The following is a 16,358-nucleotide window of genomic DNA, read 5'->3' as shown; positions in this document are numbered from 1 at the left end:
TCGTTATCACTTAGTTTGATCATGAAATGTATTATATCAGCCTTTTCATTTATTCTTCTCGAAATATATGGCGTTCAGTTCACCACCTACCAAAATGATTATGCTGCATAGGTATAGCCATATCAAAAGTATGATTATACTTGCTAGACTACCGTACATATATGAAAAATTACCTATCTTATCCACATAGAAAGAAAAGATGAAGGACATAACCAACCATCCTATAGTCGAAATTATTGCACCAGGTACGACTTCTTTAAAAGTTATCTTCTTATTGGGTGAAGCATTATATAGCAGAATGAAGAAGAAAAACAGTAGTACCATTGCAAAGAGTATTCTTATAAGATCTATTATACCTTCCAAACCCGTAGGCAGATAAATATATGAAAATGCCAAATTAAGCAATTTGTTCCAAAAGATAATAAGGATAAAAGTAATTATCAGAACTATCGCAAATGCTATCGTGTATACGAATGACATCAACCTCAAAAAAATATATGAACGAGTTTCTTTTTCTTTATATGCTTTATTAAGGCTTGTTATTATAGCCATTATGCCTTTGGAAGCAGCCCATATTGTAGCAATAAGAGCAATTGACAATAAAGTGTCACTCTGAGTGTTCTGTATATCTTCCGTTATGAAACCTATAACTCCAAAAATCTCTTCTGGAAAAATATCTTTGAATTGATAGAGTACATCTACATTGGATAATGATGTATAACTAAGTATCTGCATCAAAAACAATATAAAAGGGAATATGGATAACAGTATATAAAAAGTGAGTTTTGAAGCCCAAGCTGTAATATCGTCTGATTGTATTCTTTTAACTAGATCAACGAATACAATGGCTTTTTTTAAATTCATAGAAAGCTTCCTCCTAATTAATACAATTGGTGCTTAATATAATAATATTATTATAAGCAAAAAATGGAAGTATATCAAGGAATATTTCTTACCTACGCATGTTGTCTGGATAGCAAGTGACAATAAAATGAATTGGTTTAATAATTGCAATGTTTTCGTTAATATTATAGTAGTTAGTTACAATATCATAAAGTAAAATGTAATCATAATTATTATTAACATTTCAATGATAGATTAGCCTGTTTAAATTTACTAGGAGACATACCTTTTATCTGATGAAATGTTCTTGTAAAAGAACAATATGACTTAAAACCGGAAGTAAAAGCTATTTCGGTGATTGATAGATTAGTTGACAGTATCAACATACAAGCATTTTTGATTCTAATCTCATTCAAAAAAGATATGAAATTCTGACCAAATTGTTTTTTGAATTGACTACTGATATAAGGCTTACTCAAATGAAACAGATTAGATAGTTTTTCTAATGTTATATTATCTTGATAGTGTGAATGTACATAATAAATAATTTCCCATATAAGTTGATTGGAATTATTATTGATTGAAGCCTTGGAGTTGATATTTTTTTCTAAGGAACTATCAAGATTATTATAACGAAAGCGGTTGATTATTATAAATAATTCGATTAATTTAGCCTTAATCATTTTGTTTTTGGATATGTAAAAGTTAGTTTGTTCTTGAAGTAATTGGTTCAATATATCTTCAATGATTAATGAAATTTTTTTATTAAGGTATATTAAGGAAGGTAAATTCGTGAATAATAGTTCATATAAATCTGATGTTGCCGAATCGGTATCATAAATTGAGTCCAAGGAAATTTCACCATTGATAAGGGAGACAGGATTGCTCTCATCTGATGATAATTGATGAACTTGATAAGGAAGAACGATGCAGAAGGTTCCTGATTTTAAAATATATTCTTTCCCATTAAGTGTTTCACTACCAGTTCCTTGATATACATAGTAGAATTCCACAAAATCATGTTTATGTGGTAGAAAATAATCTAAATGAACTCTTCTGTTGATTATAAATGAACTGGAACTACTGAATTTTAGATCAACTAATTGATTAGTCATAAAAACACCTCACATACTAATAATGCAAACCAATATTTATTAATAAATATAGAATGATTACTTAACAAAAAACAAATATATACTAGAGTATACTTAAAATTATTATAATTATCAAGTGGAATAATTGAAATTAACAGATAATTATTATAGGAGAAGAATGAGTAAAACTAAATAAAAATGAGTAAAAGGAGAATTAAAATGATACATGAAAAATATTATGACCTATCAAAAAAGCAAAATGAATTATTAAAAAGAAAAAATATAGCAGTTGATGAATTTTATAACGGTGTTTATGAAAGATATGTATACCCTGTTGTAACTAGACATCACATACCCCTTCATTGGAGATTTGACTTGGATAAAGAAACTAATCCATATTTTATTGAAAGGCTAGGTATCAATGCAGTTTTTAATCCGGCAGCCATATATATGGATTCAAAATATTATCTAGTATGTCGTGTTGAAGGCTTAGATAGAAAATCTTTTTTCGCTGTTGCAGAAAGTGATAATGGGGTAGATAATTTTAGATTCATCAACAAACCTCTTTATTGGGAAGATATTGATAGAGAAGAAACTAATATATATGACATGAGATTAGTCAAACATGAGGATGGATGGATTTATGGTGTTTTTTGCTCTGAAAGTAAAGAAAATAAGTGTCAGCAAGGGGATACATCAAGTGCTGTAGCTAAGGCTGGATTAGTTCGTACTAAGGATTTAAAATCATGGGAAAGATTACCTAACATTATAACGCCATCACCACAACAGAGAAATGTGGTACTTCACCCAGAATTTATCAATTCCCAGTATGCTTTTTATACTAGACCACAGAATGGTTTTATTTCTACTGGATCAGGTGGTGGTATAGCCTTCGGATTATGTGATGACATATTGAATCCAGTAATCAATAAAGAAATAGTTATTGATGAAAAGAAATATCATACAGTCTATGAAGTCAAAAATGGAGAAGGTCCAGCTCCTATAAAAACAAATAAAGGGTGGATACATATAGCTCATGGAGTAAGAAATACAGCAGCTGGATTAAGATATGTTTTATACACTTTTGCTACTAGCCTACAGGACCCTGCTAAGGTGATTGCAAAACCAGGAGGATATTTTATTGCACCTTATGATAATGAAAGAGTTGGAGATGTATCAAATGTAGTTTTCTGTAATGGAGTCGTCGTTAATGAAGAAAATGAAGTATTCATATATTATGCTTCTAGCGATACGAGAATTCATGTTGCTACAACAACTGTAGATAAGTTGTTGGATTATACCTTTAATACACCGGAAGATGCCAATAGATCGCTAGATTGTGTAAAACAGCGTATTGAGTTGATTGATAATAATATAAAACTGTCATCGGAATTTTGACGGATGAATTCCTGTATTTTTTTTAAAAACAGTACTGAAATAATATGGATTATCAAATCCTACCATTTCAGCTACCTCAAAAACCTTGAAGTTACTGTCCTTTAAAAGAGCTTTGGCTGCTTCAATTCTTATCTCAGTGATCTTCTTGGTTATAGTAACTCCAGTTTCCTTCTTGAAAATCTGACTTATATAATTTGGTGTTAAACCAACTTGATCTGATATTAGTTTTACAGTTATGTTTTTAGTGTATTGATGTTTGATTATATCATTGATTTCATTAACGACATATCTGTTTTTTTGATTCAATTTATTATTGAAGTACGTAGTTATTGTGTCAAAAAGACTAAGTATATAATTTTTCAATTCATCATAGGTATTTAATTTATAGATATTATTGCATAGTATTATAGGTTCTTCTAAAATGTCGCTAAGGTTTTCTTGTATCTCATATAATGAACGGGTAGTTATAAAAATAAGTTCTGTAAATATGCTTTTAGTGTATTCTGCTGGAGTGAATGAAGAACTTTCAATGTGATTGAAAATCTGACAAAGTACATCATTAACTGTTGTAAGATTGCCTAGCTTTATCCCATTCAACAATTTTTCTTCTATAATATGTAGTTTAACATATTCAAGTGTATCTGTTTTATAAGTCAAGTCTTTTGAGTTAATTACAGTATTTATTCCAGAATAGAACTTATATTCCAGGGAGGTTTCAGCTGATTTATAAGAATTGTACAGCAATAATATTGAATCTACTTTCTCACCTATACCAATAGAAACTTTTATTTCAATATATTTATTAAGGGCTGTCAATAGCTCTTCACAAATATCGCTTATAACATCTATTTGATCATAGTTGAATATAATGATGAATTCATTTTCATTAATATTGAAGCAGATACTATGGTCATATGAAGTTAATAATTCATTACATATATTTAATATAGACATAAGAATTAGTTCATAATTTTCTTCTGAGTTCTTGGAAAAACTACCATTGATTTCATCAATAACCATTTTGCAGGTAACAAAAGGTTTATAGTTTACAAATGGAATATTAAGAAATTTGCATTTATCATATATTGTTTTTTCATCAGAATATTTTCTGAATATTATATTACAAAGGAATCTGTCTTTAATAGCTGGTATATTATCATATAATTGTTTTTTTAACTGCTTGAATTTGACTGCATGTTCTTTTTCGTCATTAATGGAATTAACTACTTTCTCTACAATCTCTATTAGCTTATTTTTCTTTATGGGCTTCAATATATAACCTTCTGTATTTAATTCTATCGCTTGCTGAGCATAAGAAAAATCTTCAATCCCGCTTACTATAATAATTCTAGTTTTATAATTCTGTAGTTTTAGCTTTTGAGCCACTTCAATTCCAGTGAGATGAGGCATTCTTATGTCAGTAAATAATATATCCGGCTTAAGTTCTTCGCATAAAGAAAGAGTTTCAATACCATTTTTTGCTACTCCGACTACTTCAATATTATAAGTTTCCCATGGTAGAATATTTTTAAGACCTTCCCTTACAAGTATTTCATCATCAGCAATTATCATCTTTAACATTCTTATCCTCCTCATAAATCATAAAAGGTAGGGTAATGGTTGCTGTAATTCCTATAGTTTCATTTTCTGAAAAGATTATGCCATATTCATCTCCAAAATAGCTTTTGATTCTCTGATTAACATTCCTTAGTCCATAAGAGCTACAGCTATTAGAGGTGTCATTGATTATATTATTTAGCATATCAATATCAGCACCTATACCATTATCACTAACTGTTATAATTATGTTACTATTTTTCTTCAAACAAACAATTTCAATGAATCCTGGTTCGTCAGTTGGTTCTATACCGTGAATGATTGAGTTTTCAACTAAAGGTTGGAGAGTTAATTTTACAATAGAACACTCTTTTATCTCTTCTTCACAGTATATAGAATACTCAATCATATCTGGAAATCTTATTTTTTGTATGGTCAAATAGCTTTCTGTTTGTATAAGTTCATTTTTTAACGGTATTATAGTTTTACCTTTGCTTAAGCTGTATCTGAAGAAATCTGATAAAGATGTAACCATTATACTTATATCTTCTGCATCATATTTTAATGAGAGCCAGTTGACTGCATCAAGTGTATTATATAGAAAATGAGGATTAATTTGAGCTTGTAGAGCCTTGAACTCTGCTTCTTTTTTTTCATTTTCAATTTCCTTTATCTTAACAATGGAATTTCTGATTTTTTTGTTTGCCGCATTATAATGGTCTATCAGGTAGCTGAATTCATCATTGAAATGGTAATCATCAATTTTTACATATAGGTTATCTGTATCAAGAGTACCCATAGATTCAACAAGTTTTTTTATGGGATTGGATATTCTATTAGCCAGCAATAATGCGAAGCTTAGACTAATGATGAGTATAATGAGGATAACCAGTTTAATAAATTTCTGCGTTCTATATAGGTCTTTGTTAAGTTCGTTAAGTGGTGTTATTCCAATGATTTTCCAATTGATATCATTAATGGTTTTGGTTGATAAGAGTGTCTTTTTATTATTGTAGTCAATGATTTCAGTATTAAAAATAGGACTATCTTTTATTGGCATATAGGATGAAAAGAAAGATTTAAAATTAGCATTTATCAACTTGTTTTCAGTACTTGCTATAATCCTATTGTTTTCGTTAAGTACAAATATAGTACTTCCATTAGTGGGTTTCAGATTAATTAACATCTTACTTATTTCATTCATTGGCAATTGAATTGTTATTAAGCTAGAGAAAGATAAATCATAATTTTTCAAGCCGAACAATTTACGGACATAATTGACTCCTTGGGGCAAATTGTTATTTTTACTTCTAGGAAAATACATTATTCTAGGGCTTGAATCAGGGGAAATACTAGGATACCAAGATGTAATTTGGACTTCTTCCAAATTAAATATGTTAGTGTTGAATTTGTAATCACCGAATTGATATACATATAATTTAGTCTTTGATTTATTGAAATAATTCAATGTTGAAGTATATGTATTAAGAACATTTTCAAAAGCGGAAGATTGAGTTATAGGGTCTTTTATGACTTTATATCTTGAGTATAGGTAATAGAAATGTTTAGAGGGTGAGTAAGATAATAAATCCAACATTTTATCATCTAAATAAATCTGTGTAACAACTTTATCAATTAAATTTATTTCTTTTAAGATGTTATTTTCCAATAGGTTGAAATTCATTTCTAATATGTTTTCTGTTTTGTTAGTGAGACTCTCAGTTGATTTTGTGTATATGATTGAAGAAATAAGTGTAGTTGGAATTATGATGATTAGTAAAAATATTATAATCAGTTGATTTTTTATAGTGGATATTTTTTTTGATAAATATTTTTTGAAAGATATTAGTTTTTTAATCATTGATTATCACCATATTATAAAAAATTATTAGAAACATATCTTGAATAAATTCTTATTCAGATTATAATAATACAACAAAATATATATAACGTCCATATAAATATCAATGATTTTATAAACATTTCTATTATAAATAATAAATATCGTTGATTTTTCCAATTGACAGTAATTGTTTATCGAATTAGATATCACTTGAAAGTGACATGCTCCCCCACTAAACCTATAAAACGGTTTTGAGGGGGCTTCTTGGGACGTAGTAACTTAATGGTTACTATTATTACCAAGCTCTACGGGTAAGCCCTACCCTGTAATATTTTAATATTGCAACAACAATTTACCTTGATTTTTAATGTTTATACTTGCATTTAGGTCTCTATCTATTGAATTGCCACACTCACAAGTATATACTTTTTCTGATAGTTTCAAGTCTTTTTTTACTGCACCACAAATTGAACAGGTTTTACTTGATGGATAGAATCTGTCTATCTTCACAAGTTGTTTCCCTCTTAATTCAGCTTTATATTTAAGCATTGCAATGAACATTCCCCAACCATTATCAGATACGCTTTTACCAAATTTCAATACTTGGCTCATACCTTTCATATTTAGGTCTTCTATCGCTAAAGCATTGTATTTATTTATTAATTGAGTAGATAGTTTATGTAAAAAATCCAATCTTGAATTTTTTATTTTATAGTGTATTTTTGCTACTTTAATCTTTTGTTTATACCAATTATTCGAAAACCTTACCATACGTGATAATTTCCTTTGTGCCTTGATAAGTTTAGCTTCTAACATACGAAAAAATCTAGGATACTTGGCTCTTTGGTTTTCAGAGCTAACAAACAGTTCTTTCATTGAAAAATCTAAACCTACTATGTTGCCGTTACTTGGAACTTGAATTATTTCTTTTTCAAATTCAGTAGTAATACTTACAAAATAAGCACCTGTAGGTACTTGACTTATAGTAGCAGATAATATTTTATTATTCCTAGGTATTTCTCTATGAAATTTAGTTTTTAGCAATCCTAATTTTGGAAACTTCAACATACTGCCTTCTATTCTTATTGAATTGTTAGTGTTTTTGGTTGTATAAGATTTGATATTGTTTCTTTTAGATTTGAATCTAGGATATTTAGCTCTCTTTTGAAAGAAATTCTTAAAAGCAGTATCTAAATTCCTAAGTGCAGATTGAAGAGAAACACTATCCACTTCTTTAAGCCAAGTTAAATCTTTTTTCAAAGCTGTTAACTCTTTAGCTTGATTAACATAAGTAGTTGATTTTTCTTCATTCTTGTATAATTCAATTCTTTGATTAAGAAAACGATTGAATACAAATCTAGTACAGCCGAAGGTTTTATGAATCAAAATCAGTTGTTCCTTATTAGGATATATTCTATATTTGAAAGCTTTATTGATTTTCATAGATTTTCCCTCTTCCTTATGTTATAATTATATCGTAATTCAATTTAGTTGTAAAGGAGTTTTTTAGATGAATGATAGCGAATTCAAAAGCAATAGGCATTCAATATACAATCTAAAATATCATTTGGTTGTAATAACTAAATATAGACACAAATGTATTAACAAAGAACTATTAGACGACCTAAATGAAATATTCAAAAACATAATTGAAGGAAAAAACGGAACTATAATCGAATTTAATGGAGAACCTGACCATATCCATTTACTATTTGAAACACCTCCCCAAGTGGAATTAGCAAAATTAGTTAATACTCTAAAAACTGTTTCTTCAAGACTTATTAGGAAAAAACATAGTGAATATTTAAAAGAATATTACTGGAAACCCGTATTTTGGAGTAGAAGTTATTGCATTTTAACAACTGGAGGAGCAACAATAGAAATGATTGAGAAATATATTCGCTCTCAAGCAGGAGTTAAAGATTAAAAACCTTTCCGATTCATCTCCCTCCTAGTTAGAGGAGGGGGGTTTCTCGAAACATCTAGATAAAATATTATTATTATAGAATGTGTTTAAAAACAATATGTATGTAAAGGAGAACATAATGAAGATAAAGATTGTACCAATTATGATACTGATTTGCTTTTTAATCGTTGGATGTGAAAATGAAAATAATGATAGTCAGATTATGGAATCAAATGATTCAGAAGAAAATACAATAACATTCATGGTAAAAGTTTTAGATGATAAAACTATCACACCACTAGAAAAATTGATAAAAGAATATAATCGTACAAGCAGTAAAAAAATAGTTTTAGAAAAAGTAACTTATGATAAATATCAATACATATTAAATATGAAAATGATGTCAAAAGATAAGCCGGATATATTTATGCTGGATGAAGATTGGTTACAAACATATAATGACAAGAACTGGCTGCTACCTATAAATACATATCTAAGTGGGAAAGTAGATAAGTCGTTAGAAAATGTTATTCCTTTGAGTATGCGTACATATAGATTGATATATAATAAGGACATATTCAAAGAAGTTGGTCTGGATTGGGAAAAACCTCCTGTTACGTTAGATGAATTATATAAAGATGCCATTAAAATCAGTGAAATGAAGATAGGTGAGAGTTATGGTTTTGCACTCTATCTAAAAGACAAAGAAAGTGGGTTCCAGAGTCTTCTGGAAAATGCTAATAAGATGAATGGTATTTACTATTATGATAAAGAAAATGATAATTATAATTTCAGTAAATATAAAGAATGGTTTCAAGTGATGATGAAGATTAATCATCAAAGTGGTATATTACAATATGCTACTAAATTGAAAAAAGATAATGTGATAAAACAATTTGCAGAAAGTAATATAGGTATGATGATTATATCCAATGAAGATTATTATTGGATTGATAGCCAAGAAGACAATAATGTAGGTATAAGTAGTGTACCTATCTGGAATCAAGAAAATATAAAAAACAATAATATAAGCATACCGGGTATATTAATAGGAGTTAACAGTAAATCAGATTCAATTGATGAGATAGTTGATTTTTGTAAAGCATTGACATCAAGAGAGTGGGGAATCTACATGTATGAAAAAGGATATATCATACCTACATATAATGTTAAATTAAAAGAACTGGATGAACTGTTAAATACTAATACACCAAGAGAATTTTTGCCTGATAAAGAAATGTATGTTTATGAGACAAACAAGGAAAATAAAGAATACGAACGACAGAGGTTTGACATTTATTTTGATATAATAACTGGTGAAAGACCAATAGTAGAAGGACTTAATACCTTGAATAATATAATGAATGAAATCAATGATAGCAATTGATATTTACAGCAATATATTTGATTTTATAAAAGGCATCAATTCATTTTGATGCTTTTTGTAGTTATTTTTATAGAATCATAGTTTTTTAAATTTACATATTTCTAGTAGATTATATAATGAATATACCAAATAAAACAGAGGTGACGATAATGAAAACACTAAAAAAGCACTTTAAATATTATCCACTATATTTAATGATTCTACCAGGATTTTTATTAATATTATGCATGAGATATTTACCTATGGGTGGGATTATAATAGCCTTCAAAAATATAAATTATGCTGATGGTATTTTAGGAAGTCCCTGGTGTGGTTTTGACAATTTCGAGTTTCTATTCAAGACCAAGGATGTTCTCATAGCAACTAGGAATACTTTATTATACAATCTTGCTTTTATAGTTTTAGGTATGATAGTTTCAATCTCTTTTGCTATAGCATTATGTGAAATTCGTAATAGATATGCAGCTAAAGTATATCAAAGCATTTTTTTCTTTCCTTATTTCTTATCAATGGTTGTTGTAGCATATATGGTATTTGCTTTTTTAGGCATGGAGAATGGTCTGCTGAATAAAAACATATTCTCATTATTCAATATGGAAAAAATAAGATTTTATGCAGAACCTAAGCATTGGCCAGGTATCTTGGTATTCGTTAATCTATGGAAAAACGTAGGGTACTCTACAGTGATATATTTGGCTGCTATTTTGGGAATAGCTCCAGAACTATATGAAGCTGCAATTATAGATGGTGCAAGTAAATGGCAGCAGATAGTATATATTACGCTACCATCAATCAAACCTATAATAATAATATTAGCCATAATGGCTATCGGCAGAATATTCTATGCTGACTTTGGTCTGTTCTATAATGTGCCAATGAATTCAGGAGCTCTATTTTCTACTACGCAAGTTATTGATACATATGTATATCGTGCAATGACAAAATTAGGGGACTTGGGAATGGCTGCGGCGGCTGCATTATATCAATCGTTTGTAGGTTTTGTATTGGTTATTACAGCTAATTGGATAATAAGAAAAATTGATTCAGAGAATGCATTATTCTAGGGGGGAGCACAATGAAAAAGAAAGCAGGAGTCAATCAGATTTCTAATAGAGCAAACTGTATTATAAATATCTTTTTTCTGATATATGCAATTTTGTGTATTGCACCATTATTACTTTCATTAGGTGTATCTTTGACTGATGAGAAAGAAGTGGTTCTACATGGATTTAATTTCATTCCACGAAAATTCAGTTTAGATGCTTATAGGTTTTTGTTTCAAGATGCATCACATGTATTAAGAGCTTATGGTGTATCAATATTTGTTACTGTGGTAGGTACGATATTTAGCGTGATGTTAACAGCATTATATGCCTATCCAATATCAAGAAAAGATTTTCCAGCAGCTAAGTTTTTCACTTTTTTCATATTTTTCACAATGCTATTTAATGGTGGATTGGTAGCAAGTTTCTATATAAACACACAATTATTCCATTTCAAGAATAGATTATATTCTCTGTTATTGCCATTGATGATGAATCCATTTAATGTATTGATTGTAAGGACGTTCTATAAGCAGAGTGTACCAAAATCAATAATTGAATCATCAAAAATAGATGGTGCTAGTGAGTTTAGGATTTTCATTCAAATGGTATTACCTTTATCAAAACCAGCTATAGCTACAATAGCTTTATTTGACACTTTGTGTTATTGGAATGATTGGTTTTCAAGTCTGTTATACATATCAGATGTAAAATTATATTCTTTACAATACACCATGTATACTGCTCTTATGAATATCAAGTATTTATTGAAATTTGGTGAAACATCATCTGATGCGTTGAACAGCCTGGGTACAGTACCAACCCAAACAGTGAGATTCGCAATGGTATTGATAGCAATAGGACCTATAATACTCGCTTATCCTTATTTCCAAAAACATTTTGTAAAAGGGTTAACTATAGGTGCTTTGAAAGGTTAGAATAATTACTTAGTAATTATTTTGATAAATAGTTTTTATACTAAAATATTCTAGGAGGTAGTTTGTTTATGAAAAAACTTATTGCAGTAATGCTGATAATAGTTTTAACACTATCATTAGCTGCATGTGGAGGTAAAAAGAAAGTAGAGGAAACAAAAGGGGAGAATGCAGATTCAAAAGAAAAATCTGGAACTATTGAAGAAAAAGTAGAAGATAAAGATGAATTGGAACCTGTTACTTTAAAATTCACATATCCAGGTTCTCATCAGCAAGATGAAGAAAAAGTTGAAGAAGCCATTAATGAATATCTAAAAGATAAAATCAATGCATCTATTGATATTGAGCCAATTGATTGGTCAGCATTTGAAGAGAAAACCAGCTTGATGATGGCAACAGGTGATAATCTTGATATGATATTCACTGCATCTTGGATGACTTATTATACAGATGTTGCTAAAAAGGCGTATGTACCATTGAATGATCTAATTGAAAAATATGCACCTAAGACAAAAGAATTATTGAATCCTGCATTATTTGAAGGTCCAAAAGTAGATGGAGTCATATATGGCTTATCAACAAACAAAGAAACTGCGGGAGCTACAGGATTGTTCTTTAGAAAAGATTTAGTAGAAAAATATAAGTTTGATATATCCAAGATAAAATCTATTGATGATTTTGAAACTGTTTTAGAACCTATGTTAGAAACTATCAAAAAGAATGAGCCAGGAATATATCCTTACTATTCTAATGGATATAATAGTCTAGTAAGTTTTTATCAACCCTTATCTATAGGTGGAGGAGATACTCCAGGATATTACAATCCTGATTCAGGTAAAATTGAGTATACACAAGAGAGTGAAGAGAAGGTATTATTATATGATTTAGCTTATAAGTGGGCTAATATGGGGTATATAAATGAGGATGCAGTTACAGCAGAGGAATGGGTTCCTAATATGTTCTGTACCTGGATGCCATACAAACCTGGTAAAGATGCAGAAATGTCAGCTCAATTAGGTGTTGAGTTAGTAGGAGAAGTCATAGGTGATCCTTATACAACTACATGTGAAGTAACAGGTTCTATGATTGCTATATCAAGAAATAGTAAAAATCCAGAAAGATGTATGATGTTTCTAGAATTATTGAATACTGATAAGTATCTAAATAATTTATTGAATTATGGTATTGAAGATGTTCATTATTTGAAAGTCAAAGATAATGTAATAGATTTTCCAGAAGGTGTAACTGCATCTACAAGCAATTATTATCCTTCATCACAATGGATGTTCCAAAATCAATTCTTGAATTATCTAAGAGTTGGAGAAGCAGAGGACAAATGGGAACAATATGATGCATTCAACAAGAGTGCAGTAGTAAGCCCATTGTTAGGTTTTGCATTTGATGCCACACCTGTTAAATCTGAGATTGCAGCTTGTAAAAATATTCGTGAAGAATTTGAAAAAGCATTGGTAAGTGGTGTTTTGGACCCAGCTGTAGCTGTTCCAGAATATCTAGAAAAATTAAAAGCCAATGGTTCAGAGAAGATTGTAGCTGAAAAACAAAGACAAATAGATGCATTTAAAGCCAAGAATAAATAATATTTATTCCATGTAACTATTACATATGAAAGGAAGATATTAATATTATGAAAGAGTTTCCTTATATGGATACAACATTATCTTTTGATGAAAGAATCAATGATTTAGTTTCGAGAATGTCATTAATTGAAAAAGTATCTCAGCTAATGCATAATGCTTAACCTGTAGAAAGATTAGGTATACCTGCCCATAATTGGTGGAATGAGGTAAGCTACCCATAACTTTTTACAGATCACTTGATGACTATAGTATGAAGAATAGGACATATAGATATTTTAAAAAAGAACCTTTATATCTTTTTGGATATGGACTTAGCTATACATCTTTTGAATTCTCTAATTTAAAGCTTTCAAAAGTATATTAGAAATGGAAGAAGAATTATTAATCAATGTTGATATTACTAATATAGGGGAAGTATCAGGATATGAAACTGTACAGTTATATGTAAAAGACTTAGATGCATCAGTAGTTATACCTAGGAATGGAGAATGTAAGCTGGAACCAGGCAGATGTTTGTAGGTGGAAGTCAGCCAGACGATAGAAGCATACAATTAACAAAACAAAATGTACTAGATACAACATTTGAGGTAGTAGGTAACGTAATGAGCTTAAGAGAAAATGAATAAGTGATATTATTTAAGGAGGAAAATAAAATGAGACTCAAAAGGAGAAGGTATCTGGTTTTATTCCTAGTTTTTGGTTTAATGTTTACTATTACAAAACCTTGCACTAATTCACTGGCATCCAATTTTATTACAATATATTGGGAAGATGAAAAACAGGAGATTGACGGGTTCGGATTTTCAGGAGCTGATTGGTCACATATACCATATCAATTACAAGAACCTGTAAGAACAGAAGTAATGGATTTATTATTTAATATTGACGGCGGTATTGGGGCTTCAATATGCAGAAGTGAAATACATCCGGAGTATTCACCTGCATTAGGTGAATATGATTTTGTAAATATCAAACCTGAACAATTATGGTACATAAAAGAAGCGGAGTCTAGAGGTGTGGATAAACAGATTGCAACTGCATGGACACCACCAGCATTCATGAAAACTAATAATAGTCAAACTAATGGTGGATATCTGATTGAAGAGTATTATGATGATTTTGCTGATCTATTAAGTGAATTTGTAGTTCAGTTCGAACAGCTTCATGGTATTGATTTTTATGCAGTATCAATGTGTAATGAACCTAATTCTAGCATTTTTCTGGATTGGAATTCATGTTCTTGGAAGGGTGAACAAATTAAGACTTTCATAAAAGATTACATGAAACCAGTATTCATTGAAAAAGGAATAGATGATACTAAGTTCATCATAGCTGAACCTTCTTGGTGGTCAGAATCATTGATGGAACCTACATTAAATAATCCTACAGCCTGTGAAATGATTGATATAGTTGGAGCACATCAATATCAACTATCGCCTTCAAAATTCACTACAGCTTTTTCAAAAGGTAAAAAAGTATGGCAAACAGAAGTATGTGACCCAGGACATTTTGATGCTGGTATCGGTGAAGGGCTTAGATGGGCTAAGAATATTCATGAATTCATGGTTGATGCGCAAGCAAGTGCATATCTTTATTGGCAGGGAGTAATGAGAGAAGGTAGTGAAGGATTAATTTGCACTAATTCAGATTTCACTGATTATGTTATGACTAAGAGATACTATACTTTTGGACATTACAGCAAGTTTATCAGACCAGGGTATGTGCGTATTTGCACATCGGATACAGGAATCTCTGATACTTATATATCTGCGTATAAGAACCAAGAAACAGGAGATTTTGTTATAGTGGCAATTAATGATACTGATAAAATACAGCAGTTTGACCTGTTAACTGATGGATTCAGTGCTGATAAGCTGACACCGTATATTACTGATGATACTTTGGATATGCAAAAGGGTAGTCAGGTACCTTATAATGATGGTACATATTATATTGCATTACCACCAAAGAGTGTAGTCACATATGTGGGTAAGAAAAATAGCAATACATTAACAGATGTAGAGGTTATTGAAGATAATCTAGATGATTGGTCTATGGTTTATTCAAAATCAAATGGCTGGTTCTTGGATTCATCCAATTCAGAGTATTTTGAAGGAGATTTGTCTAGAGCTTCTAGGAACTCTGGTAAGAATGAAGAATTAGTATATTATTTTGATGGAAAAGATATTAATTTCTTTGAGGTAAAATTATTCCAGTATTGGTATTTTGATGCTCTTTCATTCTACGCATCTGAGGATAATCAGAATTGGACAGAGATTCCACATAGTTCATATCCTAAGGAATGGCAAGGTAGTAAATGGCATAAGATGGTTCACATTCCAAGATATATCCCTGAAGGTACTAAATATATAAAAGTAAAATTAACGGATGACAGTACTTGGGAAAAACAGATATCTAATATAAAATTTATTGTAAGCAAGTAAGAAGTAATTTTGATATCTAGTCTTTTGATAAAGAGCAAATAAAAGTCTGTATGATTTCTATGTTAGAAATTCATACAGACTTTTTTTATCTTATAGCTTATAGGAAAGTCCTGCTTTTTAAGCATCTGAAATAGGAGCATTTTCTTATGTGCTAAGGAAACTTTCATAACGATTTTATTTTTATTATGTCAAGCATTTTTGAAAATGTCTCGAAATTTTTAAAATATGAGCACCGATTATTTTGGTGCTTTAATAACTTCCGCATTTATTCCACGGTCCTATTTACAACGAGCCTCTAATGGCATGGTTT

At 29.9% G+C, this 16,358-nt stretch carries 13 protein-coding genes; 8 read left to right on the top strand and 5 right to left on the bottom strand.

What is annotated here, in order from left to right; translation table 11 throughout:
• Positions 1-45 precede the first annotated feature (45 nt).
• On the bottom strand, positions 46-864 hold the full coding sequence (locus QMG30_RS23715; protein WP_281819645.1) for a YihY/virulence factor BrkB family protein: 819 nt from the start codon (positions 862-864) through the stop codon (positions 46-48).
• Between the two features lie 215 nt (positions 865-1,079).
• Entirely contained in the window at positions 1,080-1,958 is an 879-nt protein-coding gene (locus tag QMG30_RS23710; RefSeq protein ID WP_281819644.1) for an AraC family transcriptional regulator, read from the bottom strand.
• A gap of 198 nt (positions 1,959-2,156) precedes the next feature.
• Here QMG30_RS23710 and QMG30_RS23705 point away from each other — a divergent pair, with 198 nt between their 5' ends.
• Positions 2,157-3,335 carry a glycoside hydrolase family 130 protein gene (locus QMG30_RS23705; protein WP_281819642.1) on the top strand — a complete coding sequence of 393 codons (1,179 nt, stop codon included), beginning with the start codon at positions 2,157-2,159 and terminating at the stop codon, positions 3,333-3,335.
• On the opposite strand, the gene QMG30_RS23700 is transcribed toward QMG30_RS23705, so the two are convergent.
• The 3 genes from QMG30_RS23700 to QMG30_RS23690 all read right to left on the bottom strand — a co-directional run bounded on the left by QMG30_RS23700 (position 3,321) and on the right by QMG30_RS23690 (position 8,178).
• Positions 3,321-4,916, bottom strand: coding sequence for a response regulator (locus QMG30_RS23700; protein ID WP_281819640.1), 1,596 nt, complete (start codon positions 4,914-4,916; stop codon positions 3,321-3,323). The two genes, QMG30_RS23705 and QMG30_RS23700, sit on opposite strands and share 15 nt — an antisense overlap.
• Positions 4,894-6,753 carry a sensor histidine kinase gene (locus QMG30_RS23695; RefSeq protein WP_281819638.1) on the bottom strand — a complete coding sequence of 620 codons (1,860 nt, stop codon included), beginning with the start codon at positions 6,751-6,753 and terminating at the stop codon, positions 4,894-4,896. The genes QMG30_RS23700 and QMG30_RS23695 overlap by 23 nt, the downstream gene beginning before the upstream one ends.
• Positions 6,754-7,068: 315 nt before the next feature.
• Positions 7,069-8,178 (bottom strand): RNA-guided endonuclease TnpB family protein, encoded by a 1,110-nt coding sequence (locus QMG30_RS23690; protein WP_281819636.1) that lies wholly within the window; start codon positions 8,176-8,178, stop codon positions 7,069-7,071.
• Positions 8,179-8,245: 67 nt separating this feature from the next.
• Between QMG30_RS23690 and tnpA the strand changes: the two genes are divergently transcribed.
• The 7 genes from tnpA to QMG30_RS23655 all read left to right on the top strand — a co-directional run bounded on the left by tnpA (position 8,246) and on the right by QMG30_RS23655 (position 16,048).
• Positions 8,246-8,662 carry an IS200/IS605 family transposase gene (gene tnpA, locus QMG30_RS23685; protein ID WP_281819634.1) on the top strand — a complete coding sequence of 139 codons (417 nt, stop codon included), beginning with the start codon at positions 8,246-8,248 and terminating at the stop codon, positions 8,660-8,662.
• Between the two features lie 118 nt (positions 8,663-8,780).
• Positions 8,781-10,028, top strand: a complete 1,248-nt coding sequence (locus QMG30_RS23680) for an ABC transporter substrate-binding protein (protein ID WP_281819631.1) — start codon at positions 8,781-8,783, stop codon at positions 10,026-10,028.
• A 149-nt stretch (positions 10,029-10,177) separates the two neighbouring features.
• Entirely contained in the window at positions 10,178-11,092 is a 915-nt protein-coding gene (locus QMG30_RS23675) for an ABC transporter permease (RefSeq protein WP_281819628.1), read from the top strand.
• Positions 11,093-11,103: 11 nt separating this feature from the next.
• Positions 11,104-12,009: a carbohydrate ABC transporter permease gene (locus QMG30_RS23670; RefSeq protein WP_281819626.1), complete on the top strand. Its 906-nt coding sequence runs from the start codon at positions 11,104-11,106 to the stop codon at positions 12,007-12,009.
• Positions 12,010-12,077: 68 nt separating this feature from the next.
• The gene (locus QMG30_RS23665) at positions 12,078-13,604 is read left to right on the top strand and encodes an ABC transporter substrate-binding protein (protein ID WP_281819624.1); all 1,527 of its coding nucleotides are present in this window, start codon (positions 12,078-12,080) and stop codon (positions 13,602-13,604) included.
• 366 nt (positions 13,605-13,970) lie between these two features.
• Positions 13,971-14,123, top strand: coding sequence for a hypothetical protein (locus QMG30_RS23660; protein ID WP_281819622.1), 153 nt, complete (start codon positions 13,971-13,973; stop codon positions 14,121-14,123).
• A gap of 134 nt (positions 14,124-14,257) precedes the next feature.
• The gene (locus tag QMG30_RS23655; protein WP_281819620.1) at positions 14,258-16,048 is read left to right on the top strand and encodes a glycoside hydrolase family 30 protein; all 1,791 of its coding nucleotides are present in this window, start codon (positions 14,258-14,260) and stop codon (positions 16,046-16,048) included.
• Positions 16,049-16,358 lie beyond the last annotated feature (310 nt).

It is taken from the genome of Vallitalea longa (genome assembly GCF_027923465.1).
In the GTDB taxonomy this organism is placed as follows: Bacteria; Bacillota; Clostridia; order Lachnospirales; family Vallitaleaceae; genus Vallitalea; species Vallitalea longa.
Note: the sequence above shows the minus strand (reverse complement) of the source record. Positions and strands in the feature narration are given on the sequence as shown.